Here is a 24139-nt window from a genome sequence, read left to right on the forward strand (position 1 = left end):
GCCACTACACGATCGAAACGGATGGTCGACCACTACGGGTGATGAATTCAGGCGGTCCTGGACTTTACTCTGTCAGAACTCGACTTGCGTATGGCGGGTAATCAGTGAGCGCAGCGGCACACTGCTTTTCATAATCGGTGATTTAATCACGATATAACTGAAGTATTTGTCGATGCCCACTTTGGCATCCAGCAGTCCTTCAATCACTTCCTGATAATGCTCAATACTGCGGGTAATAAAGCGCAACAGATAGTCATAACCACCGGTGATCAGATGACACTCCATCAGTTCATCCACCTCACGAATGGCGTTCTCAAACTTCATAAAATCTTCGCGGCGATGGCCGGACAGCGTCACTTCAGTGAAAACAGTGACCGAGTCGGTGATTTTCGTCAGATTGATGTGGGCCTCGTAACCGGTAATAAATCCCGCGGTTTCAAGGCGCTTCACGCGTTGCAGGCAGGGGCTGGGCGAAAGCCCAACCGCATCGGCAAGGTTCACATTGCTAATACGGCCATCTTTCTGTAGCTGCACCAGAATATTAATGTCGATACGGTCCAGTTTCATTAAGCCGTTCATAGAACCCCTTCATTGTTTCACATCACTCAAAAGGTATAACACGCTTTCAACAACTTGCGCCAGTGTTTTACCGCGCCATACCCTTCGCGCGTTATCATCAATAACTGCAACAATATCAATGAGGAAGCATCTGTCTGATTAGCCTAAACGCCCCGTTGCACGCGCCAGTGCGATATCGAAAATGTGCAATGCCTCTTCCAGCTGTGAATCACTGGTGACCAAAGGCGCCAGGAAACGCACGGTATTACGGTGCAGGCCACATTTAATCAACAGCAACCCTTCCTGGCAGGCGCAATCGAGGATTTTCTGCGTCAATGCCGCATCCGGCTGTTTGGTTTCGAAGTCGATAATCTCGACCGCCTGCATAAAGCCAATCCCGCGCACTTCACCAATGCAGGCATATTTGTCGGCCAGCTGGTGCAGACGCGCATTCAACTGCTCGCCGAGCTGGTTAGAACGCTCCAGCAGATTACCCTGCTCGAACAGATCAAGCACGGCCAGCGCCGCCGCGCAGCCCAGCGCGTTACCGCCATAGGTGCCGCCCAGCCCGCCTGGGGTTGGTGCATCCATAATCGCCGCTTTGCCCACCACGCCAGAGATCGGCAGACCGCCGCCAAGGCTTTTCGCCACGGTGACCAGGTCCGGCACAATCCCGGTGTGCTGGAAGCCAAACATCTTGCCGGTACGGCCAAAGCCGGTCTGCACTTCGTCGCAGATCAGCAGAATGCCGTGGCGCTCAGTGATGTCACGCAGTGCCCGCATAAACGCCGGGGACGCCGGCAGGAAGCCACCATCGCCCTGCACGGGCTCGATAATTATCGCCGCCACGCGCTCAGGCAGGATCTGCACCGCAAACAGAGTATCCAGCGCTTTTAAGCAATCCTCTTCGGAAATATCGTGGAACGCATTCGGGAACGGTACACGGTAAATATCCCCCGGGAACGGGCCGAAGTTCTGCTTATACGGTTGGCTCATACCGGTTAAGGTCACGCCTAATAAGGTACGCCCGTGGAACGCACCATCAAACGCAATAATGCCGGGACGGTTAGTATGGGCACGCGCAATTTTCACCGCATTTTCTACCGCTTCCGCACCGCTGGTGAAAAACACGCTTTTGAATTCTTCACCCGCGCCCACCAGCTTATTCAGGCGTTTTGCCAGCTCGATATAGCCAGGGTAAGCCGCCACCTGGAAACAGGCGTGGGTGACCAGCTGCAACTGCTCGGTCACGGCATTAATCACCGCCGGATGGCTGTGGCCCACGTTTAATACGCCAATGCCGCCGACGAAATCTAAATAACGATTGCCTTCCACATCCCAGACTTCCGAACCTTTGCCTTTGGCAATCACGATCGGGTGTGCGGTCACTACGCCACGGGGAACATTTTCTGCACGAGCGTCCAGAAACAGGGCGTTATCAGAGAATGTCTGCTGTTCAGCCAGTAAATTGTGCATTTATTTGCCTCATTGACGTGAAGATGAATAGTTTGCCCTTAGCGGGCATGGGTCAAGTATCGCAATAAGCCGTCAGGGAAAGCTGCCGTTCCACGGGCGGCGGCAGCATTAACTTTCGTAATTCGTCCTAAACGTTGGATTAAATTTTTACCGCCAGCGTTTCCTGCACCACCGCGCAAAACCAGCGGATGCCGTACGGGATCAGCGCATCGTTAAAGTCGTATTCAGAGTGATGCAGCGGGCGGCTTTCCGCAGAGCCCAGCCAGACGTAAGCGCCCGGTTTGGCCTGCAACATAAAGGAGAAATCTTCCGAGGTCATCGCCGGTTTCGGCGCAGGGCCGTGCTCCAGACCCGCGCGGCGTGCGGCGTTCAGCGCAACGCCCGCTTCATCTTCGCTGTTGATAGTCGCCGGGTAGTAACGGTCATAGGTCACCGTGGCGGTCAGCCCGTGCGCCGCCGTCACATGCTGCGCCAGTTCGCGCATGCGCTGCTCAATGCGGTCCTGCACCGCGCTGTCAAAAGTGCGCACCGTACCGGTCAGGGTCGCCTGCGCCGGGATCATATTGTGGGAGAAGCCGCCGTTAATGCGCGTTACCGTCAACACCGCCGGATCGCACGGGTCGAGATCGCGGCTGACAATGGTATGCAGCGCCACCACCAGCTCACTGGTCGCCAGCAGGGTATCCGGCGTCAGCTGTGGTTGCGCGGCATGGCCGCCGCCGCCTTCCACGGTGATGCTGAACGCATCGCCCGCCGCCATAATCGGCCCTGGCCGCGTCTGGACGGTGCCCAGCGGCAGCTGTGGCCAGTTGTGAATGGCGTAAACCGCATCACAGGGGAAGCGGGTAAACAGGCCGTCGTCGATCATCGCCTGCGCCCCGGCCAGCCCCTCTTCCGCAGGCTGGAAGATAAAGTTCACCGTGCCGTCAAAATCCGGGTCAGCGGCCAGCTGCTCGGCCGCCCCCAGCAGCATCACGGTGTGGCCATCGTGACCGCAGGCGTGGCACTTGCCCGGCTGCTGGCTTTTCCACGGCTGGCTGCCGTTATCGTCCATAGGCAGCGCATCCATATCGGCCCGCAGACCGATTGCCCGCGTGCTGGTGCCGCGTTTCAGCACCCCCACCACGCCGGTTTGACCGATGCCGCAATGCACTTCCAGCCCTAACGCCGTGAGGAAGTCAGCCACCAGACCGCTGGTGCGGTGCTCGTGATAACCCAGTTCGGGATGCTGATGCAGGTCACGTCGCAGCGCGACTAAATGCGCCATATCCATCTCAATATCCTTTATCGCGATCGACCACGCCGATCATGGATTCACCGCGTTCAAAGCGGCGAATATTGTCCAGCAGGGCTTTCACTGCGCTTTCTGGCTGCGTCTGGCTGGCAATATGTGGCGTCAGCCAGATCGCCGGATGCTGCCAGAACGCATGTCCTGCGGGCAGCGGCTCCGGCGCGGTGACATCCACCACGGCGGCGCTCAGCTGCTGGCTGTCCAGCGCACTGACGAGATCCTCGTAATTAAGCTGCGCCCCGCGCCCCACCTGCACCAGCGCGGCTCCGGCGGGGAGCTGGTTGAACAGGTCAGCGTTCAGCATCCCTTCCGTGCTGGCCGTCAGCGGCAGCAGGCAGATCAGAATGTCGGTACGGGCGAGGAACTCAGGCAACTGGTCGTTACCGGCCCAGCAGCGCACGCCCGGCAGGTCGCGCGGCGTCCGGCTCCAGCCACCGCAGTCAAAGCCCAGCGCCACCAGCGGTTTCAGTACCGCCTCGCCCAGCGTGCCCAGGCCCATCACGCCAATGCGACGGCTGGCCGCAGTGTGCACGCTGTGTGCCTGCCAGATACCGTCGCGCTGCTGTTGCAGGTAGCGTGGCATATCGCGGTGCAGGCCCAGCACGGCGAAGGTGACGTATTCCACCATTCCGCTGGTCAGGCCCGGTTCGATCATCCGCACCACCGGCAGTTCCGGCGGCAGGCTGGCATAGTCGAACTGGTCGGCCCCTGCCCCAACAGAAAACAGCACTTTCAGATTGGGAAACTGCTGCATGATAGTGTCCGGCGGCACCCAGGCCACCAGGTACTCGACCTCTTCCGGGTTGCCAATATCCGGCCACAGGCGAAAGCTGGCTGCCGGGGCCATTTCTGCGACCAGGGCGGCCCATTTATTCCCGCGTTCGGGTTCTGACTTATAGACAATATTCATCAGGCCATCGCCTGGCTCATCAGCCCAAATGCCTGCATCCCGCCCGCTTCAGGCTGCCACGGCACGCCTTTGTACATGGTGGTTGGTGCATCCACTTCCACCATCCCCAGTGCATTCAGCCACGGACCCAAGCCCGCTGAACGGTCGGTATCAATACGCACAAACTGGCCGCTGACACCGCTTAACAGCTGGCTGACCAGCAGCTTCGCATTCGGCAGCGTGCGCGCGATCACCGGGCCGATAGCGTAGCCATGACCAAAGCGCCGCAGGCAGGCAAAGCCCGCCGCCGTGCCATTCTCTTCCAGCACCAGGAAACGCTCCGCACTGTCGATCAGATTGGCGATCAACAGGGGACGATGCTGCCCCAGCGCCTGACGATCCAGCGCCGTTAACAGCGCCGCATCCTGTAACCCGGCGACCCGCAGCCGCTGCTGCGGACCGCAGGCAATCGCCTTAACCGCAGGCAGTTCGCGGCACTGGTGCTGCTCTACATGGCCGGTGGCGACAAAGCCCAGTTTTTCATACAGCGGCTGCCCCGCTTCCGTGGCGTGCAGGCGCACATGGCTACCTTCCAGCGCTGCCAGCGTCTGCTGCATCAGCTGTTTACCAATGCCGCGCCCCTGCTGCGCGCCGTCGACAATCACCAGCCCGAGGGTGGCGTAGTCACGCCCCCAGCGCCAGCGCAGCGCGGTGCCCATCACCTCACCATTTTCCTGCGCCACCAGGCCTTCGCCCAGCAGCAGCGCCTGCTGCCAGTCGGCGCGGCGGTGTGGCCACTTCATCTGCTGCGTCAGGGCAAATGCCGCATCCAGATGATTTTCATTCATCGCAACGAATTCAATAGTCATTTCAGCTCCTTACATCATGCCCGGCGCATCAAGGCCGGAACCGTCGATCAGACGCTCATAGCGGAACGGCGTCGGGTCAACAATCGGGGTATCTTTGGTGGCGAGATCGGCAGCCAGGCGGCCTGCGCCGGGGCCAATACCGAAACCGTGGGCGCTGTAACCGGCCGAGAGGATCAGTCCCGGCAATTTACCGACCGGGGAGATCACCGGAACCGCATCGGCGGTGCTGTCGATCATCCCGCCCCAGGCCTGCTCCAGGCGCACGTTCTGCATGGACGGGAACTCTTTGCGCATCGCACTCAGTCCCTCTTCCACCATCGCCATATCCGGGCGCGGATCAAGAATACGCACTTTTTCGAACGGCGAGATGCCATCCATCTGCCAGCGGGCGAGCGATTCCGGGCCGTTGAAGAACGGCGCAAGCCCGAGGTGAATCTTCAGGTTTTTACGTCGCGCTTTAAAGGTCGGCCAGAACTGACGCGCATAGCGCAGCCCCTGAAGGCCAGGTTCCAGACGTCCACGGCCGGAGACGGAAACGGTATAGCTGCCATCCAGCTGCGGACGGCAGGCGAACCCCGGGGTATACAGCGGTAAGGCAATTTTCTGTTCGATCGGTGCGGTACGGAAGGCCGTACCAATCACGTTGCCCAGCGGCAGATCGATGCCGTGGCGGCGGCAGAACATCGATGTCCAGGTGCCGCCCGCGCAGATCACGCTGCTGGTTTTAATCAGGCCGCGTTCGGTCAATACACCGCTGACGCGCCCGGCAGAGATATCCAGTCCGCGCACCGCGCACTGCTGAAACACCAGCGCGCCCAGACGCTGAGCGGCAATCGCCAGACCCGGTGCGGCGAGTGAGGGTTCAGCGTGGCCGTCCGTCGGCGAAGAGACGCCACCCAGCCACGCACTGGTGCTGCCCGGCGTCATCGCCCTGGCGCGTTCAGCGGTAAGAATTTCGCTGTGGAAGCCATAGCCTTTCGCCATAGTGTTCCAGGCTTCCCAGGCATTAATGTCATCCTGGCTTTTGGTGGCATACACCAGCCCGCTGCGACGAAAGCCCAGCTCTTCACCGGTTTCTGCACCCAGCTCACCCCAGCGTTGCAGGGCATATTTGATGAGGGGCAGTTCGCGCTCGTCGCGGTTCTGCTGACGGCACCAGCCCCAGTTACGGCTGGACTGTTCGCCGCTGACCAGCCCCTTTTCAATCAGCACCACGCTGACGCCTTTTTTAGCCAGTTCATAGGCCGCGGCCGCTCCGGCAATGCCGGCGCCGATCACCACCACATCCGCTGCGAGCGGAAAGTGAGGGCTGTCCTGTACGTATCGAATCGGTGCGGGCATGTTGTTCCTTACCTTGAAATTTGTGGGCGAGGCATGCCTCGCCCCTACGTAAATAGGTTTTATAGCCGAGGCAAGAGGCATTCCCCGGTTTACCGTAGGGGTCAGGCATGCCTGACCCGGGATAACATCACAACGCGATATCACTCTCTTCGTGCTCGTCCAGCCAGCCCTGACGCAGCTCCGGCACCGCACGTTTCAGCCTCTCATAGTACAGCTCGGTTGACGGCTTGTCGTAATCAGCACGCGCCACCTGGGTGACCATGCGGCCATTTTTCACCACGATAATCTCGTCACACACCGAACGTACCGCATGCAGGTCGTGGCTGATAAACAGCACCGACAGACCCAGCTCACGCCGCAACTCGGTGATCAAATCCAGTACGGCAGCGGCCACCACGGTATCCAGCGCCGAGGTCACCTCATCACACAGGATCAAATCCGGTTCCGCCGCCAGCGCACGCGCCAGGTTGACACGCTGCTTCTGCCCGCCGGAGAGCGACCAGGGCTTACGCCACAGCACGCTGCGCGGCAGGCGCACCAGATCGAGCAGTTGCAACATGCGTCTTTCCAGCGCCGCACCGCGCAACCCGTGGAACAGCTTCAGCGGGCGCTTGAGAATGGTTTCAATGCTGTGCGCCGGGTTAAGCGCGGTGTCCGCCATCTGGAACACATACTGAATGCGGCGCAGCTCGTTCTCCGGGCGCTTATACATGTCCCCTTCGATGTAGTGGCCGTTAAACAGAAGATGCCCGCCGCTTGGCTTGTTCATTCCGGCAATGGCGTGCGCCAGGGTGGTTTTACCCGAGCCGGACTCACCGATAATGCCAATGGCCTGGCCGCGGTACAGTTTGAAATTAATGTCTTCGAGGATCTTAATCTTCGGCTGGCCGTTGCTGTCCAGCGGGCCATAACCGGCGGAGAGATCGCGCACCTGCAACAGCGGTTGCACGCTCTCATCCTGCGCTTCCCACGGGCTGGGACGCGGCTTCTGCTTCGCGGCTTCCAGCAGCAGATGGCTGTATTCCGCCTGGGGCGCACGCAGCAGCTGCTCGGTGGTGCCGTATTCGGCAATCGCCCCTTTCAGCAGCACCAGAATTTTATCGGCCATCTGCGCCACCACCGCCAGATCGTGGCTGACGTAGATAGCGGTGGTGCCACGCTGGCGCACCACGCGACGAAACGCTTTCAGCACTTCCACCTGGGTGGTCACATCCAGCGCCGTGGTGGGTTCATCGAGGATCACCACTTCCGGGTCACTGATCAGCGCCATCGCCGTCATCAGTCGCTGTAACTGGCCGCCGGACACCTGGTGCGGATAGCGGTCACCGATGGTTTCCGGGTTGGGCAGCGCCAGCTCACGGAACAGTTCAATCGCTTTGGTTTCGGCATCGGCGCGGTTCATCACTCCGTGGATCACCACCGGCTCGACCACCTGGTCCATGATTTTCATGGCCGGGTTAAACGAGGCCGCAGCACTCTGCGCAATATAGGCGACTTTGTTGCCCCGGAACTGGCACAGCTGCGATGGCGTCAGCGACGTGACGTCGGTGCCCGCCACATGAACGGTGCCCCCGGCGATCTTACAGCCGTGACGGGCATAACCCATCAGTGCCAGCGCAATGGTGGTTTTGCCCGAACCCGATTCACCAATCAGGGCCAGCACTTCCCCTTTCTGCACGGTGAAATGGATATCCGCTACCAGGGCGATCTCGCGGCCATCATCGGCCTGGGCGGTCACACGCAGATTGTCGACAGACACCATCGGCGTTGACGCATGTGGCGTAATATTCATGCGGTCCCCTTAGCAACAACAGTTAATGAACGCATCGATTGCAGGCTGTCGATAAACAGGTTGGCACCGATGGTCAGGCTGGCAATCGCCACCGCTGGCATCAGCACCGCAGGCGAACCATCAAACAGCCCTTGCAGGTTTTCGCGCACCAGCGTGCCCCAGTCAGCATACGGCGGCTGAACGCCGAGGCCGAGGAAACTCAGGCCGCTGAGCAGCAGAACGATGTAGACAAAACGCAGGCCGAAATCGGTCAGCATCGGGTGCAGCATATTCGGCAGAATATCGTGGATGGCAACGTACAGACGGCTTTCACCACGCAGACGGGATGCCTGCACATAGTCCATCGAACGCAGGCTGGATGCCATCGCATAGGCGATGCGGTAAGCGCCCGGCCAGTAGGTAAACACGGCGGTAATAATCAGCATCGGCAGCGACGAGCCGAACACGGCGACGATCATCAGCGCGAGGATTTTCCCCGGCAGCACCAGCATGGCATCGTTGATGCGCCCCAGCACTTCCTCCAGCCAGCGCCCGGCCACGGCCGCCAGCAGCGCCAGCAGCGTCCCCACCAGGCTCGCCAACAGGGCGGCGGTCAGCGCCAGGCCGATCGAGTAGCGGGCGCCAAACAGAATACGGCTGAAGATGTCACGGCCGAGATAATCGGTGCCAAACCAGAATTCACGGCTGAAGTCACCGAACAGCGGGCCACCGCCGATATCTTCCAGATTGTGCGGCGCCAGCGCGGTGCCAAACACCGCCATAAAGATCCAGAACAGGGTGATCAGCAGGCCGATGCGGCCACTGATAGTGAGAGATTGAAAGAAGCGCCACGGCAGCGTCAATGTGTTCATCAGCCCCTCCACTTAGGATTGAACGCAATAGTCAGAATGTCAGCCGCCAGTAACAGCACCAGATAGCAAACGGCGAAGAACATCACGCAGAGCTGCACCACAGGCAGGTCGCGGTTGCTGACCGCATCGACCATCTGGCTGGCCAGCCCCGGATAGCTGAAGATACTTTCGATAATAATCACCCCGCCAAACAGGTAGGAGAGGCTGAGTGAGATGGCATTGGCAATCGGCCCTACCGCATTCGGCAGCGCATGACGCAGCATGGCGCGCAGCGGCGAAACGCCTTTCAGCAACGTCATTTCCAGATACGGGCTGTCCATCTGGTTGACGATAGCGGCGCGCGTCATCCTTGCCATCTGCGCCACCACCACGCAGCACAGCGTCATCACTGGCAGGGCAAAGGTGCGCAGGAAACCCAGGAAATCCTGATGGGTGGAGCCAAGCGACATCGCGGGCACCCAGTGCAGTTTGACCGCAAAGATAATCACTGCCACGGTGGCGACCAGAAACTCTGGCACCGCCACCACGGCCATGGTGCTGACCACCAGTGCGCGGTCAAGGAACGACCCGCGTTTCATGGCGGCGGTGATACCGATAAACAGCGCCAGCGGCACCGACACCAGGGTGGTGGTGACGGCGAGCTGGAAGGTGGCCGGAATACGTTGCGCCACCAGTTGCGTCACCGGAAGATTACTGGCGAAGGAGGTGCCAAAGTCGCCCTGAAACATACCGGTCAGCCAGCTGAAGTAACGCATGATCAGCGGTTGATCCAGACCGAGCTGCTGGCGCAGTGCCGCGACCGTTTCAGGCGTCGCGGACTGGCCAAGGATCATCTGCGCCGCATCGCCCGGCAGCATACTGGTGATAAAGAACACCAGCGCCGAAACAATGAGAAGCGTAAGTAAACCCGACCCTATGCGCCGGAATATCAGTGTGAAAATGTACCTGTTCATCGCCATTCTCCTGGTGAAAGATTAAAGATTTACGACGTCAGCCAGGCATACTCATGGAAGCGATAGCCCATCATCATGCCTGACGGCATCGCTTCAACCCCTTTCACTTTATTGCTACAGCCGTCCATCGAACTGATGAAGGCCGGGATCAGCGTGCCGCAGTTGTCGTACACCAGTTTCTGCATGTCGCCATACATCTGCTTGCGTTTGCCCTGGTCGCTTTCGCCACGGGCGGCGGTGACCAGCTGGTCGAACTGCGCATTTTTCCAGCCGGATTCGTTCCACGGCGCGGAAGAGTAGTAGAACTGGGAGAACAGCATATCCAGCGTCGGACGCGGGTTGACCGAGCCGTAACCAATCGGATCTTTCATCCAGTGAGCTGACCAGTAACCGTCATACGGCACGCGACGCACGGCCACATCCAGCCCGGCCGAGCGTGCAATCTGCTGTATTAACTGACCGCCTTCCACTGCCCCTTCGATATTTGGCGTGGTGATGATTTCCACTTTCGCACCGACCATATTGGCCTTCTTGAGGTGGAACCTGGCTTTGTCGAGATCCAGCGGTCGCTGTGGCAGATCCTTGTTGAACATCGGATGCCACGGCGGAACCGGGGTGTCGTTACCCACGTCACCAAAGCCCTGCAAGACGGTTTTCACAATCATTTCGCGCGGTTGCAGATATTTCATTGCCAGTACGAAGTCAGCATTGCTACCCGGCGTCTTGTCAGTGCGGATAATCAGGTCACTGTACATCCCTGATTTACTTTCCATGATGGTGAACTGGCCGTTCTGGCGCAGACGCTTCACGTCGTTGGCGGATAGCGTGGAGACCATATGCAGGTCGCCCGACATCAGCGCATTGACGCGTGCTGCCGGATCGGTCACGCCCATCAGCTCCACTTCGTCGAGGTGAGGCAGGCCCGGCTTGTAGTAGTTTTTGTTTTTACTGCCGACGGTGCGCACACCCGGCTGGAACGAGGTCAGCACAAACGGCCCGGTGCCGATGCCTTTGCTGAAGTCTTTGGTGCCGTCCTGCACAATCAGGAAGGAGCTGGTCGCCAGAATCGACGGCAGGTCGAAGTTTGGCTGTTCGAGGGTGATCTGCACTTCAGACGGGCTGACCGCTTTAATCTCTTTCATCTGGCTGGCGAGGGTGATCACCGTTGACGCCACCGCCGGATCTTTATGGCGGCTGAGGGAGTACACCACGTCGGTCGCGGTCAGTGTTTTACCGTCATGGAACGTCACGCCACTCCGCAGCTTCACGTTCCAGTTCAGGCCGTCGGTGCTGGTAATGGACTCTGCCAGCGCAGGCTGCGCTTTCAGTTCTTTATCCAGTTCGGTCAGACCGCTGTAGAACATAAACTGGCGGCAGTAGTCGCCGCTGTTGCTGCCTTTCGCCGGGTCAAGCGTATCGCTGGCAGAGGCGTTGGCAACAGCCGCACGCAGTTTGCCGCCCTTCACCGGGGCTTCAGCCGCGAAGCTGAACTCCGGGAAACCAATCAGGCCGGTACTCATTACCGCGCCTGCTGACAGCAGCTTCATCATGCCACGTCGGGAAATAGCAACATCCGTAATCGCCTGGGTCAAATTCGGGTTAACACGGCTAAATTCTTTGCGAAATTTACTCATTTGCACACCCTCAAAAATCGTTGTGAGTCACGGTTACCCTGAACGGGTATGTTCTTATTTAGGACATTTTGTCTTTTACTTTGTAATACAGCCCGGCTACCGGCAGGAACCAGGGCTTCCCGAAGTAACCGGGCACCGCTGGCCAGCTGCTGCGCTGCCACGGGTTGTCGCTGCTTTTCTCTGCTATCAGATCGGCCATCACCCGGCCCATCCACACTGACATCTGAGTGCCATGCCCGCTGTAGCCCAGCGAGTAAAACACCCCGTCCTGTTCGCCCGCATGAGGCAGTCGGTCGGCGGTCATATCCACCAGTCCCCCCCAGCAGTAATCAATATTCACCTTGCCCAGCGTCGGGAACATCTTCTGCATGCCGGCTTTCAACACGTCGCCGCTTTTGGCGTCCGAGGTCGGGCTGCTGATGGCAAAGCGCGCGCGGCCACCAAACACCAGACGACGGTCGGCGGTGGTACGCATGTAGTTGCCCAGATTGAGCGAGGTGACGTAGGTACGGTCACCCGGCAGTAAACGGTTAAGCAGGCTGGCATCCAGCGGCTCGGTGACCACGACAAAACTGCCCACCGGAATAATGCGGCGCTGGAACCAGTCAAACGGGCCAATGTTCGAACAACCGGTCGCCATCAGCACTTTTTCTGCCACGATGTCGCCCTTCGCCGTACTGACGCGGTGACGATAGCCGTTGAGGCGCGTCAGACCGGTCACTGCGCTGTGCGGATAAATCGCCGCACCAGCACGGGCAGCGGCTTCCGCCAGACCGACACCGAATTTCCCCATATGCATCTGGCCGCCGTGGCGCTGTAACAGCGCGCCGTGGAACTGCGGTGAATCGATCTCACGCTTCACCTCATCGGCACTCAGGATCTCCACATCCGGGTCGACATGGCGTTTCATCATCTCGCATGCCGCCACCAGCGACGGCAGATGCGAGGCTTTGCTTGCCAGCTTCAGCTTGCCGCAGCGACGGAAATCACAGTCGATCTGTTCCGCTACCACCACGCTCTGTACATAGTCCACCGCATCGGCAAAGGCACGGTAATAGCGGGTGGCCTGTTCGACACCCTGGCTTTCCACCAGCGCGGAAAAGTTCTGCGCCACGCCGGTATTGCAGTGGCCGCCGTTGCGGCCGGAGGCCTGGCTCATCACTTCACCCGCTTCCAGCACCACGACTTTCACGCCGCTGCGGGCAAGGTTGAGTGCCGCAGAGATGCCGGTAAAGCCGCCGCCAATCACCACCACATCGGCAGTGGCTGGCAGGTCGCCCGTTGCTGCACCGGTAAACGCGGGTGCCGTTGCCTGCCAGAATGATTCCAGTTTCATTGCCCTGCTCCTCTTGAAGCCTACAGCCCGACGATGCCCGGAAGACCACCAATATCGTTGATTTCACTGTACTCATAGGCCGCGTTACCCGGACCGTGACCCCGGTTAACAAACACTTTGTTTTTGATGCCGAGGTCATAAGCCGTCATCAGGTCGTAACGCAGGCTGCTGGAGACGTGCAGGATCTCTTCCGGGCCACAGTTCAGCTTGTTGAGCATGACCTCAAAGCCTTTCATCTGCGGCTTATACGCCCCCACTTCTTCAGCGGTGATGGTCATGTGGATCGGTGCGCCCAGGCGCGGAATATGGTTTTTGATCAGCTCATCGGTGGAGTTGGTCAGCAGCACCAGCGGGAACTCTTTCGCCACGATAGCCAGCCCGGCAGGCACATCAGGGTGCGGGCCCCAGGTGGCACAGGCGGTCATCACGTCTGCACAGTCCTGATCCGTACACTCCACGCCCCATTTGTTACAGGTGCGGTACAGCGCATTGGCCACCACCAGCGGATAGAGCTTGAACGCACCCAGCACTTCATCCATGCGGTAGTTTGAGAAGTCGGTGGTAAACGCCACCATCTGAGCCGGGCTGACGCGATCGGCGAAGATGGCGGCAGCAGCACCGGCCATATCGAAGTTGATCAGCGTGCCGTAGCAATCGAAGGTGATGTATTTCGGTTTAAACACAGCCATTACGCTACCTCTACAGAGTTCGGTTTAGGATGAAAACAGGTTTCAGAAATCGATCAGCACGCTTTTGTAGCGCTGGCAGGCCTCAAACGCCTGACGGCCCAGATCTTTGCCGATGCCGGAGCCGTGGAAGCCCCCGGTAGGAATGATAAAGTCGCCGGAGCGGCCATAACGGTTGATCCACACCGTACCGGCGGCGATGCCGCGCATCGCACGCAGAGCACGGTCGATATTTTTGGTATGCACCCCGGCGCACAGGCCGTAGGTCGGATGGGAAGCCAGCGCCAGGCCTTCGGCTTCATCGTCGAAGATCTGCACGGTGAGGACCGGGCCAAAGATCTCTTCCTGTACCGCCGGGTTATCGTTGCCGCTGACGGCCAGCAGCGTTGGCTGCCAGAAGTAGCCTTCACCGGTATCCGCAAAACGCTCGCCGCCCACCAGCACTTCCGCGCCCTGCTGACGTGCGCTGCTGACGACGGAGGCCACTTTTTCCGCCTGACGGCGGTCAATCATCGGCGCATAGCGGCTGGCGTCATTCCAGGTCACGCCAGCGCGGAAGCCCTGGCACAGTTCAATCAGTTTGCCGATCAGCGCATCGTGGATGCCGCGCTGAACAATCAGACGGGTTCCGGCGACGCAGGCCTGGCCGCCGTTGGCGGTGAAACCGCGCAGGATACGCCCGGCGACGTCATCAATATCGCCGCAGTCGTCAAACACCAGCTGCGGGCTTTTACCCCCCAGCTCCAGCGTCACCGGCTTCATGCCGTTAAACGCGGCATCGCTCATAATGCGTGCCCCGGTGGCGGTCGATCCGGTGAAGGAGACTTTACGCACCAGCGGATGGGCCACCAGCGAACTGCCCGTCACGGCCCCGCCGCCCTGAATAATGTTCAGCACGCCCGCAGGCAGGCCCGCCTGGATCGCCAGCTCGGCCATCCGCACGGTAGAGAACGGCGTCAGCTCGGAGGGCTTCAGCACCACGGCATTTCCTGCTGCCAGCGCCGGGCCACATTTCCAGGAAGCCATCGACAGCGGGAAGTTCCACGGGGTAATCGCCCCGATCACGCCGTAAGGCTCCGGCACCAGCATGCCAAGGCTGGCATCGCGGGTGGGCAGCACATCGCCGCTGTATTTGTCGGCGCACTCGGCATAGAAACGGATCGCTTCGGCGGTAAACGGGATTTCGTGGTTCACCACGTCATGAATCGGTCGGGTAGAACCGAGAGACTCTAACTGCGCCAGCAACGGGTCAGCGGCAATCAGGTCAGCCCAGCGCTTCAGCACCGCACCGCGCTGGCGTGGCGGGCAGGATGCCCAGCCGCTTTCACGCACCGCACGGTCAGCATTGCTGACGGCGTCGTCGACCAGCGCGGCATCGGCTTCAAACAGTTCGGCGGCACGTAAGCCATCGGAAGGACGGTTAACCGTTAATGCTTCACCTTTACCGGTCAGATGCTGACCATTAATGAAGTGTCCTGCCGGTAACGCTATTTTGTCGGGATCGAAACTGAGCATGAATAGACCCTTAATGGAGACCAGAACTTTTTGGTCTTAGTTATTTCATTTGTATTAAGCAATGCAGAAAGTATGCCACTCGTGCAAAAAAATAATAATGCGTAAAAGCGGGTGCAAAAAAATTTTCTGCCGTAATAGCAGGTGTTTTTTTCCAGATAAACCGAGTGATTAAATAGATGATTTTCATCACAAAAAAGATGCACCAGCGCGGTGAATTCGGTACTAAACTTGCACCAAATAAGAGCGGTGAATGTTTCAGTTTTGCGTTAAGTGCTGGTATTACCGATAAAAAAAAAGCCCGCACCTTTATGGGTGGCGGGCCTTTTTTAAGAGTTAACCTTAATCCTTACCCTAAATAATTCGAGTTGCAGGCAGGCGGCAAGAGAATGAATCCCCAGGAGCTTAGATAACTAAGTGACTGGGGTGAATGAATGCAGCCAACGCATCTGCGGCTTGAAGTATGACGGGTAAGTTAGAGACTCCCGAAATGGAAGGCCTTCGATTCCAAATATTCTTCGATGCCATAACGTGAACCTTCGCGGCCCACGCCGGATAATTTAATCCCGCCAAACGGTGCCACTTCCAGCGAAACCGATCCGGTATTAAATCCAACCATGCCAAACTCCAGCGCCTCGCCAACGCGCCAGGCTCGACGAATATCTTCGGTGAAGAAATAAGCACCCAGACCGAATGGTGTGTCATTCGCCATCGCAATGGCTTCCTCTTCCGTATCGAAGATAAACAGCGGTGCGACCGGGCCAAAGGTCTCTTCGTGGGCAATGCGCATGGCGCGGGTGACGTCACCCAGCACCGTCGGCATCACAAAGGTGCCGTTGCCGTTGCTGATGCCACCGGCCAGCAGCTCTGCGCCGTGGCTGAGCGCATCTTCAATATGGCCGTTCACCTTAGCGACTGCGGCCTGATTGATCAGCGGCCCGATGGTGCTGCCTTCGGCGAATCCGTCGGCGACTTTCAGTTTCGCCACTTCGGCCAGCAGACGTTCGGCAAAGCGCGGATAAATATTGCGCTGCACCAGGATACGGTTGGCACAGACGCAGGTCTGTCCGGCATTGCGGAATTTACTCATCATCACGCCGCTGATGGCGATATCCAGATCGGCATCATCGAAGACGATCAGCGGGGCATTACCGCCCAGCTCCAGGCTCAGGCGTTTAATGCTGTCGGCGCTCTGCTGCATCAGCAGCTGACCAATACGGGTTGAACCGGTAAAGGAGATTTTACGCACCGTGCGGCTGCCCGTCAGGGTTTCCCCAATCGCTTTCGGCAGCCCGGTGACAATCTGCAATACGCCCGCAGGAATGCCTGCACGCTGGGCCAGCTCAACCAGCGCCAGCGCCGAGAGCGGCGTCAGCTCTGAGGGTTTGACAATAATCGGGCAGCCGGCGGCCAGCGCCGGGGCGACTTTGCGGGTGATCATCGCAATCGGGAAGTTCCACGGCGTAATCGCCGCCGCCACGCCAACGGGTTGTTTCAGCACGAGGATGCGGCGGTCGTCGCTCGGTGCCGGGATGGTGTCACCGTAGATACGGCGGGCTTCTTCGGCAAACCATTTCACAAATCCTGCGCCGTACAGCACTTCCCCTTTGGCTTCCGCCAGCGGTTTACCCTGCTCGGCGGTCATGATAATCGCCAGGTCGTCGGCGTTGTCGATGATCAGCTGGTGCCATTTCTCCAGCAGCAGCGCGCGCTGCGCATTCGGTGTTTTCGCCCAGCTTTTGCGCGCCGCATCGGCAAAGGCAATTGCCTGTTCGGTTTCCTCAGCACCGAGCGACGGGATCGTACAGAGCACCTCCCCGGTAGAAGGGTTGATCACCGGCAGGGTTTCGCCATTGATAGCATCCTGCCACTGTCCGTTGAAATAAGCCTGCTGGCGCAGCAGAGTGGCATCCTGTAAACGTTGTGCGAGCATAGCGTCTCCTCAATAAGTTCATTTCACTTTAACGGAGGAGGCGCAGGCAATGCTGCGTTATCGTTTCGGCCGATGCTTGCCGACGCGTGTTTTGCTGCGGGAAACGAAATTTTATGCCGTTGGGGTATTGGGGGCTGATTTTATGATCTTCCGTCACTGCTGATCCGCTCAGCTTTAAAACCTCCACAGCGTTTCGATCTGATGTAGGGGGCGATCACTGAGGGATCCCCACAAAATGAATGGCTGGTAGTCTGGCTTCAGGTCCGGGGCCAGTTTGAGCACGCCGGAACGGCAACGGCCGCATCCATGCGGGCCTCGGCACGCGACGTCCTGTCGCGTGACGTCCGGCTTACCTCAATCTGGCCCCATCCCCGCAGAACTTTTGCTCGCTGTGAATTTTAAAACCCCGACGCCATTGCGATCTTGCGTAGGGGGCGATCATCTTTTCCGATCGTCCCGTAAAACCGGGTTGGCAGCGGATCAACATCACTGGCTGACCGAAAAAGAGGGTCAGCCACTACGGATTAATCTCAACGTTATCTATTAATCAGCAACACGCTTAATTTCAGCGTTCTCGCCAAGCTGGACATATAAGCTATCACCCATAGAGTAACTGGTATCGGTTTGGTTATAGTGCGATATCCATAACAGCCATTTTTTCTCGATACAATTAGCGCCAGGTTTTAGACTGTCAAAACAGCGTAAATCATTGTCGCTGGCCCTGTGCTGCAAAAATTGAAAACCATCACCTGCTTCGCCAATCAATACTGTCCATTGCTTATCAGTGCCAATAAATGGCATATTGTATTTTTCTTTTAATAAATCTTTATTATTCTGCCACCATGCAATCCTCCCTTTATCGGTTATTGGAAAATTAGTTACAAAAAAATATCCCTCATTCCATTCCCGAACAACACTGACAATGCTAACCGGCCTAAGAAAAAAAACCAATAAAATAAGAGCAATGGTAAAACCGGCAGCAACCATCACCCTCTGTTTAAAACGTTGCTTATTCGTCCTACCCTTAAATTTTATCATGGCGATTACCTGTTATTGTTATGGTGGCGTTCATCTCTGTAATAAAAGGTTTAAATGAATATTTTTCATAATGCTGAAGTAAAAACCAGATACGGAAAATTCTAAACTGCCTGTAAACCGGATTCAAAACGTCTTTGGAATCCAGTCCAAAATGGTCCTGTGCCCGATAATGGATTGTAGCAGCGTAGTTATCACCTTCGATGACAAGATATTTTAATGTAATCGTGGTTGCCCACACATCATGAACGCTGATAGTGAGTGAATTTATTCTATCCACCCACTTATTGAATTTTGGTAAAATCATGTTAGCCATACTTTTAGAAAACTTGGATTTATTTTTACTATCATAACGCCCAATCTCCCAGTTAATAAACTCAGATAATGTACCCTTGATTTTCAGGAGGGAACTATTCGTTGATGAGTCGTTCACTATCTGCTCCTTATACGCACTGTCTAACAAGTGACTGCTAAATAACGCACCATTACCTGTCTGCATATGGGTAATTAACTTCTCAATCAGACCCCGATAAGGTCCAATAAATGAAAACACCCTCGATAACTCGCGAAATTCATCAAATAAAATATCCGATCGTTCTTTCACAGTTAGGGGTTGTGATGCCCATTGATTAAAGAGATTAAAACGCGATGCCGTTATCCTCTCGCCGGTGTAAGGGTCTACCCTTGCGGAAACGTCCCTTAGCTTGAAATCGCTTTTCAGACGAGATTCTGACACGTCGCCATAGCGCATATCATCGGCACTGTATTCATCCATGCGGTTAATCGTCTCAAACAGACGACAGGGAAGAGAAATGGCAGGCTGCTTAAACAGCGCGTTGGGATCAAACGATGGTTCTGACACAGTGCAACTCCTTTTGCTTTACCCCTTCACCCTGAAGGGGATTAAATAACGGGCAACTATAGCCTGGTTTTCTCGTCAATTTTCATGCTGCACAATAAATCAGATTTTACACTATACGAAATTTTTGCTGCCAATCTGTACCAGAGATTCAGAAAAAAAGTCCGATACTACGGATTAATCTCAGCATTCGCTATTAATTATCAACGCGCTTAATTTCAGCATTTACGCCACGCTGAATATATTCACTATCATCCGTCGTGTATCTGGTGTCGACTTGATTAAAGTGCGATATCCATAACAGCCATTTTTTTTCGGCACAATTGGCGCCAGGCTTAAGACTGTCAAAACAAATAAGGTCATTGTCGCTGGCCCTGTGCTGCAGAAATTGAAAACCATCACCTGCTTCGCCAATCAATACTGTCCATTGCTTATCAGTACCAATAAAAGGCATGTTGTATTTTTCCTTTAACACTTCTTTATTCTCTTCCCACCATTCAATTCTCGCTTTAGCCGTCATGGGAAAGTTACCCACAAAAAAATAACCCTGATTCCATTCACGGACAGTACTGACAATTTTCACTGGCCTGAGGAAAAAATACAGTATGATAAGAGCGGAAACCAAAATGACAGTGGCCGGCACTACTTTTTCAAAACGTTGCCGACTCGTCTTTATTTTTGAATTAATCATAGCGATTACCTGTTATTGTTATGGTAGCGTTCATCTCTGTAATGAATGGCTTAAATGAATATTTATCATAATGTTGCAGTAAAAACCAGATGCGAAAAATTCTAAACTGCCTGTAAATCGGGTTCAGAACATCTTTGGAATCCAGCCCAAAATGGTCCTGTGCCCGATAGTGAATGGTAGCAGAATAGTTATCCCCGTTGATGACAAGAGACTTTAACGTAATCGTGGTTGCCCACACATCATGAACGCTGATAGTAAGCGAGTTGATTCTATCCACCCATTTATTGAATTTTGGTAAAATAGTTTTATACATATTCTCGGTAAACTTGTATTTATTTTTACTATCGTAGCGCCCAACCTCCCAGTTAATAAAATCAGATAATGTATTCTTGATTTTCAGAAGTGAGCTATCTCTTGATGAATCATTCACTATCTGCTCCTTATACGCACTGTCTAACAAGTGACTGCTAAATAACGCACCATTCCCTGTCTGCATATGGGTAATTAACTTCTCAATCAGACCCCGATAAGGACCAACGAATGAAAACACCCTCGATAACTCGCGAAATTCATCAAATAAAATATCCGATCGTTCTTTCACAGTTAGGGGTTGTGATGCCCATTGATTAAAGAGATTAAAACGCGATGCCGTTATCCTCTCACCCCTGTAAGGATCCACCCTTGCGGAAACGTCCCTTAGCTTGAAATCGTTTTTCAGACGGGATTCTGACACGTCGCCATAGCGCATATCCTCGGCACTGTACTCATCCATGCGGTTAATCGTCTCAAACAGACGACAGGGAAGAGAAATGGCAGGCTGCTTAAACAGCGCGTTGGGATCAAACGATTGTTCTGACACAGTGCAACTCCTTTTGCTTTACCCCTTCACCCTGAGGGGATTAAATAACGGGCAACTATAGTCGATTTTTCCTGTCAATTTTCATGCTGCGCAATAAATCAGATTTCACACCAGGCAGAATTCTTACTGCCGTTGAGGGCGACGCAGGCCGCGCCCGCATAAGAAAAGCGAGGCGATCACCACCATCCCGCCAGCCAGCCCAAACGTCACCCGCATCCCGTGCGATGACGCCAGATCCGCTGCAAAATCCCCGTAGCGCACCGTCGCGGCATACACCGCCGCCATCAGCGCCGCACCGGCAATAAACCCCAGATTACGCCCCAGATTCATCAACCCGGAAACCAGGCCACGCCGTGCCGGGTCGGCCCCTTTCAGTAAGGCGGTATTATTCGCTGCCTGAAACAGTGCATAACCCGCCGTCAGCAGCATCAACCCAGCTATATACCCCGCAATACCGGCACCCGGCGGCAGCGAAGCCAGCAACAGGCAGCCACCCGCCACTGCCGCTAAACCGATTAACGTCGTGGACTGTGCCCCCAGGTGATCCACCAGGCGCCCGGCAGGTACACCGCTGAATGCGGCCACCAGTGGCCCCATCGCCATCACCAGCCCGGTCTGCCGGGGAGAGAGCTGCAATCCGTGGCTCAGATAGAATGGCCCGACAACAAAGGTGGTCATCATTACCGTGGCAACCAATAAACTCAGCAGCAGACCGTGCACCAGCGCCGCCTGACACAGCAGCGACAGCAGCGAACCACGAGGCCCGGTGGCATTCGGCGCGTCGCAAGACGGCAGATAATGCTGCATCATCCTCCAGGCGATCAGCCCAAGCGGCAGGTTGATCACAAACAGCGCCTGCCAGCCGAACGCGGCAATCAGCAGGCCACCCAGCGCAGGGCCGAGCGCCGTGCCGATGGCAGAAACCGTTCCCAGCAGCCCCATCGCGCGCCCGGTACGTTCAGCGGGTAACACCTGGATCGCCAGCGCCAGCGTATTCGCCATCATCATCGCGCCGCCCAGCCCTTGCAGAATACGTGCCGCAATCAGCCAGCCAATGTGGGTTGCCAGGCCACAGCCCAGCGATGCCACGCTGAACAGCAGCACGCCGTAGCTCAGCAGCCGCTGGCGGCCAAAACGATCGCCCAGCCCGCCCATCGCCAGTACAGATGCCGTTACCGCCAGCAGATACGCCAGCACCACCCACTGTATTTGCGCAAAAGAGGCATGAAACGCCGCCGCCAGCGTCGGCAGGCCGACATTGGCAATACTGCTGCCCATCGAGGAGATCAACATACTGAAGGCCAGCGCATAAAGCGGGCCGGAGGAAGAACGGGGAAGAGATGAGGTCATGGCATAAACTCCCGGTTGAATGTACCCGAAGCTTATGCCGTCAGCCGATAAGGCGGAAGACGCAGTGATGTCAGTATATAGCTGCACCTAACGCCATGTCAGAATCAGATCTGGAAGTCGATCACCGGTTCTTCTTCATTGAGCGACAGCGCCTGGCGTTTGATCTCTTCCAGCGACAGATTCGCATTACAGAGTTCCAGGAACTGCCAGACAAAATTACGTTGCAGCTGGCCGCGTTTCAGCCCCAGCCAGACGGTGTTGGACTCGAACAGATGACGCGCTTCCAGGCGGGCCAGCTTCGAGTGTTCATCCAGCTGGCAGGCCTGATCGGCCAGCACGCCGACACCGAGGCCCAGCTCAACGTAGGTTTTTACCACGTCCGAATCCTGCGCGCTCAGCACGATATCCGGCTTCAGACTGGCGGCATGGAACGCCCGGTCGACTTTCGAACGCCCGGTGATCCCCTGACGATAGGTGATCAGCGGATAACGGCTCAGCGCCGCCAGCGTCACTGGCTGCTGTTGCTCCAGCTCGTGCCCTTTCGGCACCAGCAGCGCATGGTGCCAGCTAAACCACGGGAAGGCGGCCAGCGCCGGGTTGTTGACCACCTGCTCACTGGCGATGCCGATATCAGCCTCACCCGCCACCAGCATAGAGACAATCTCCTGCGGTGAGCCCTGATTCAACTCCAGACGCACATTCGGATAGAGTGAGCGGAAGGCTTTAATCACTTTCGGCAGGCTGTAGCGTGCCTGAGTATGCGTGGTGGCAATCGTCAGCACGCCGCTGGATTCGTTGGTAAACACATCGGCGAGGCGACGCACTTTGCCTGCCTCATCAAGAATACGTTCTGCAATGGTCAGCAGCGCTTTGCCCGGTTCGGTCATCCCCAGCAGGCGTTTACCCCGGCGGATAAAAATCTCGACCCCAAGTTCATCTTCCAAATCCCGTATATGGCGGCTGACGCCAGACTGGGAGGTAAACAGCGCATTCGCCACTTCGGTAAGATTAAACTCGCAGCGTGCTGCTTCCTTAATGATTTTAAGTTGCTGAAAATTCACGCGCGCGCCTCCCTCTGTTATTTGTTGGTTTCCTTCATGTTAAGGATGCACATTGATAGCAACAAATAATAAAAAGAGGTTTTATATGCTTTTTAGCGATAAGGGAGACGGCGAGACGGGAAGTGAGGCGCGCGATGGCGCGCCCGGCACGAAGGAAGTTAACTGACCAGCATCAGTTCGCGATCTTCTGTCACTGGATTATTCAGCAACGACAGCAGAATGTTTTTGACCGCCTGCGCGGAAGGTGACATCGGCAGCGTAGCAGAGACGTTTAACGACAGCGGCAGGTTTAGCGCAGGGCTGGTGATGCGTGCCATCCAGGCATGGGTTGAGCTTACCAGCGCACGCGCGGCAGACTCTGGCAGCACGGTCGCGCCCATACCGCTGGAGACGGCGGCGGTCAGCGTGGTGATCGATTCAATTTCACCGATGATGCGTGCGCTGAGGCGACGCAGAGAGAAAGCCTCGTCCACTCGTTTGCGTACGGCGCTGTAATCACGCGGCAGGAACAGGTTCATCTCTGCAACATCGGTCAGATCGATAGTCTGCCCAGGGCAGGCGCTGGCGCCCACCAGATACAGTTCTTCTTTCATCAGTGGAATGCTGGTGATGCCAGCGGCCGGAGAACGGTCATACAACACCGCCATATCCAGTTGCCCACTCATCACTTTTTCGTTTAATGACGCGCCGCTGTTCTCATGCAGATACACCAGCACATCCGGGAATTGTTCGCGCACGGTTTGCAGCAAAGGCATGGTCAGTGAAGAGGCGGCGGTCCCCGGCGCCAGGCCGATGGAAACCTGACCTGCCAGTGCCTGCCCGGCGTTGATCACCGCCGTCTGTGCCTGTTCACACTGACGCAGGATAGTACGGGCGTGAGCATAGAGGATCTTGCCCGCGTCGGTCGGCGTTACGCCACGTTTGGTGCGGATCAGCAACTGCTGGTCAAGTTCGTTTTCCAGTGTTGCGACCTGCTGGCTGAGAGCAGGCTGTGCAATATGCAGGACTTCTGCCGCCTGAGTCAGGCTGCCGATATCGACGATTTTTACGAAATACTTCAGTCGTCTTAGGTTCATTTTGCCTCCGTCACGTAACCCCGAATGCCAGTGGTGCTGGCGTCTGTAATAAGTTTTCATTCTGACCCGAGGATAATTGCAAGGGCC

General features: G+C 56.6%; 22 protein-coding genes. 1 reads left to right on the plus strand and 21 read right to left on the minus strand.

All coding sequences use genetic code 11. The features are described from left to right. Window positions 1-72: 72 nt before the first annotated feature. The 13 genes from ACFL9S_RS07955 to ACFL9S_RS08015 all read right to left on the minus strand — a co-directional run bounded on the left by ACFL9S_RS07955 (window position 73) and on the right by ACFL9S_RS08015 (window position 15191). Complete coding sequence (locus ACFL9S_RS07955) at window positions 73-579, minus strand: Lrp/AsnC family transcriptional regulator (protein ID WP_105594848.1); 507 nt, start codon at window positions 577-579, stop codon at window positions 73-75. Window positions 580-717: 138 nt separating this feature from the next. Continuing rightward, a complete protein-coding gene (gabT, locus tag ACFL9S_RS07960) occupies window positions 718-2034 on the minus strand; it encodes a 4-aminobutyrate--2-oxoglutarate transaminase (protein WP_405261296.1) in 1317 nt (438 codons plus the stop codon). Between the two features lie 139 nt (window positions 2035-2173). Next, the gene (locus tag ACFL9S_RS07965; RefSeq protein WP_405261356.1) at window positions 2174-3301 is read right to left on the minus strand and encodes a M20 aminoacylase family protein; all 1128 of its coding nucleotides are present in this window, start codon (window positions 3299-3301) and stop codon (window positions 2174-2176) included. A gap of 7 nt (window positions 3302-3308) precedes the next feature. Then, the gene (locus tag ACFL9S_RS07970; RefSeq protein WP_405261297.1) at window positions 3309-4235 is read right to left on the minus strand and encodes a 2-hydroxyacid dehydrogenase; all 927 of its coding nucleotides are present in this window, start codon (window positions 4233-4235) and stop codon (window positions 3309-3311) included. Then, window positions 4235-5083 carry a GNAT family N-acetyltransferase gene (locus tag ACFL9S_RS07975; RefSeq protein WP_405261298.1) on the minus strand — a complete coding sequence of 283 codons (849 nt, stop codon included), beginning with the start codon at window positions 5081-5083 and terminating at the stop codon, window positions 4235-4237. The genes ACFL9S_RS07970 and ACFL9S_RS07975 overlap by 1 nt, the downstream gene beginning before the upstream one ends. A 9-nt stretch (window positions 5084-5092) precedes the next feature. Then, window positions 5093-6424 (minus strand): NAD(P)/FAD-dependent oxidoreductase, encoded by a 1332-nt coding sequence (locus tag ACFL9S_RS07980; RefSeq protein ID WP_405261299.1) that lies wholly within the window; start codon window positions 6422-6424, stop codon window positions 5093-5095. A 127-nt stretch (window positions 6425-6551) separates the two neighbouring features. Beyond that, window positions 6552-8216: an ABC transporter ATP-binding protein gene (locus tag ACFL9S_RS07985; protein ID WP_405261300.1), complete on the minus strand. Its 1665-nt coding sequence runs from the start codon at window positions 8214-8216 to the stop codon at window positions 6552-6554. Next, window positions 8213-9067 (minus strand): ABC transporter permease, encoded by an 855-nt coding sequence (locus ACFL9S_RS07990; protein WP_133843266.1) that lies wholly within the window; start codon window positions 9065-9067, stop codon window positions 8213-8215. The genes ACFL9S_RS07985 and ACFL9S_RS07990 overlap by 4 nt, the downstream gene beginning before the upstream one ends. After that, the gene (locus ACFL9S_RS07995) at window positions 9067-10020 is read right to left on the minus strand and encodes an ABC transporter permease (protein ID WP_405261301.1); all 954 of its coding nucleotides are present in this window, start codon (window positions 10018-10020) and stop codon (window positions 9067-9069) included. Before ACFL9S_RS07995 ends, ACFL9S_RS07990 begins: the two co-directional genes overlap by 1 nt. A gap of 29 nt (window positions 10021-10049) precedes the next feature. Beyond that, complete coding sequence (locus tag ACFL9S_RS08000) at window positions 10050-11654, minus strand: ABC transporter substrate-binding protein (protein WP_405261302.1); 1605 nt, start codon at window positions 11652-11654, stop codon at window positions 10050-10052. A gap of 58 nt (window positions 11655-11712) precedes the next feature. After that, window positions 11713-12990 (minus strand): NAD(P)/FAD-dependent oxidoreductase, encoded by a 1278-nt coding sequence (locus ACFL9S_RS08005; protein ID WP_405261303.1) that lies wholly within the window; start codon window positions 12988-12990, stop codon window positions 11713-11715. A gap of 20 nt (window positions 12991-13010) precedes the next feature. Then, on the minus strand, window positions 13011-13679 hold the full coding sequence (locus ACFL9S_RS08010) for a haloacid dehalogenase type II (protein ID WP_405261304.1): 669 nt from the start codon (window positions 13677-13679) through the stop codon (window positions 13011-13013). A 42-nt stretch (window positions 13680-13721) separates the two neighbouring features. Next, window positions 13722-15191 carry an aldehyde dehydrogenase family protein gene (locus tag ACFL9S_RS08015; RefSeq protein WP_405261305.1) on the minus strand — a complete coding sequence of 490 codons (1470 nt, stop codon included), beginning with the start codon at window positions 15189-15191 and terminating at the stop codon, window positions 13722-13724. Window positions 15192-15367: 176 nt separating this feature from the next. Here ACFL9S_RS08015 and ACFL9S_RS08020 point away from each other — a divergent pair, with 176 nt between their 5' ends. Further along, on the plus strand, window positions 15368-15550 hold the full coding sequence (locus tag ACFL9S_RS08020) for a hypothetical protein (protein ID WP_405261306.1): 183 nt from the start codon (window positions 15368-15370) through the stop codon (window positions 15548-15550). A gap of 113 nt (window positions 15551-15663) precedes the next feature. Here the strand turns inward: ACFL9S_RS08020 and ACFL9S_RS08025 are convergent, their stop codons facing one another. From ACFL9S_RS08025 to nac, 8 genes are all read right to left on the minus strand, one after another. Further along, window positions 15664-17121 (minus strand): NAD-dependent succinate-semialdehyde dehydrogenase, encoded by a 1458-nt coding sequence (locus ACFL9S_RS08025; protein WP_405261307.1) that lies wholly within the window; start codon window positions 17119-17121, stop codon window positions 15664-15666. A 543-nt stretch (window positions 17122-17664) separates the two neighbouring features. Next, entirely contained in the window at window positions 17665-18159 is a 495-nt protein-coding gene (locus ACFL9S_RS08030; RefSeq protein WP_405261309.1) for a DUF943 family protein, read from the minus strand. Further along, window positions 18146-19018 (minus strand): DUF3289 family protein, encoded by an 873-nt coding sequence (locus ACFL9S_RS08035; RefSeq protein WP_405261310.1) that lies wholly within the window; start codon window positions 19016-19018, stop codon window positions 18146-18148. Before ACFL9S_RS08035 ends, ACFL9S_RS08030 begins: the two co-directional genes overlap by 14 nt. Window positions 19019-19211: 193 nt before the next feature. Further along, window positions 19212-19706, minus strand: a complete 495-nt coding sequence (locus ACFL9S_RS08040) for a DUF943 family protein (RefSeq protein ID WP_405261311.1) — start codon at window positions 19704-19706, stop codon at window positions 19212-19214. Further along, a complete protein-coding gene (locus tag ACFL9S_RS08045) occupies window positions 19699-20565 on the minus strand; it encodes a DUF3289 family protein (protein ID WP_405261312.1) in 867 nt (288 codons plus the stop codon). The genes ACFL9S_RS08040 and ACFL9S_RS08045 overlap by 8 nt, the downstream gene beginning before the upstream one ends. A gap of 123 nt (window positions 20566-20688) precedes the next feature. Continuing rightward, window positions 20689-21915, minus strand: a complete 1227-nt coding sequence (locus ACFL9S_RS08050; RefSeq protein WP_405261313.1) for an MFS transporter — start codon at window positions 21913-21915, stop codon at window positions 20689-20691. A 104-nt stretch (window positions 21916-22019) separates the two neighbouring features. Further along, entirely contained in the window at window positions 22020-22976 is a 957-nt protein-coding gene (gene cbl / locus ACFL9S_RS08055; RefSeq protein WP_405261314.1) for an HTH-type transcriptional regulator Cbl, read from the minus strand. A gap of 158 nt (window positions 22977-23134) precedes the next feature. Next, window positions 23135-24052, minus strand: coding sequence for a nitrogen assimilation transcriptional regulator NAC (gene nac / locus ACFL9S_RS08060; RefSeq protein WP_405261315.1), 918 nt, complete (start codon window positions 24050-24052; stop codon window positions 23135-23137). Between the last annotated feature and the right edge of the window lie 87 nt (window positions 24053-24139).

Origin of the sequence: Erwinia sp. AnSW2-5 (assembly GCF_045107195.1) — a bacterium.
GTDB lineage: Bacteria > Pseudomonadota > Gammaproteobacteria > Enterobacterales > Enterobacteriaceae > Erwinia.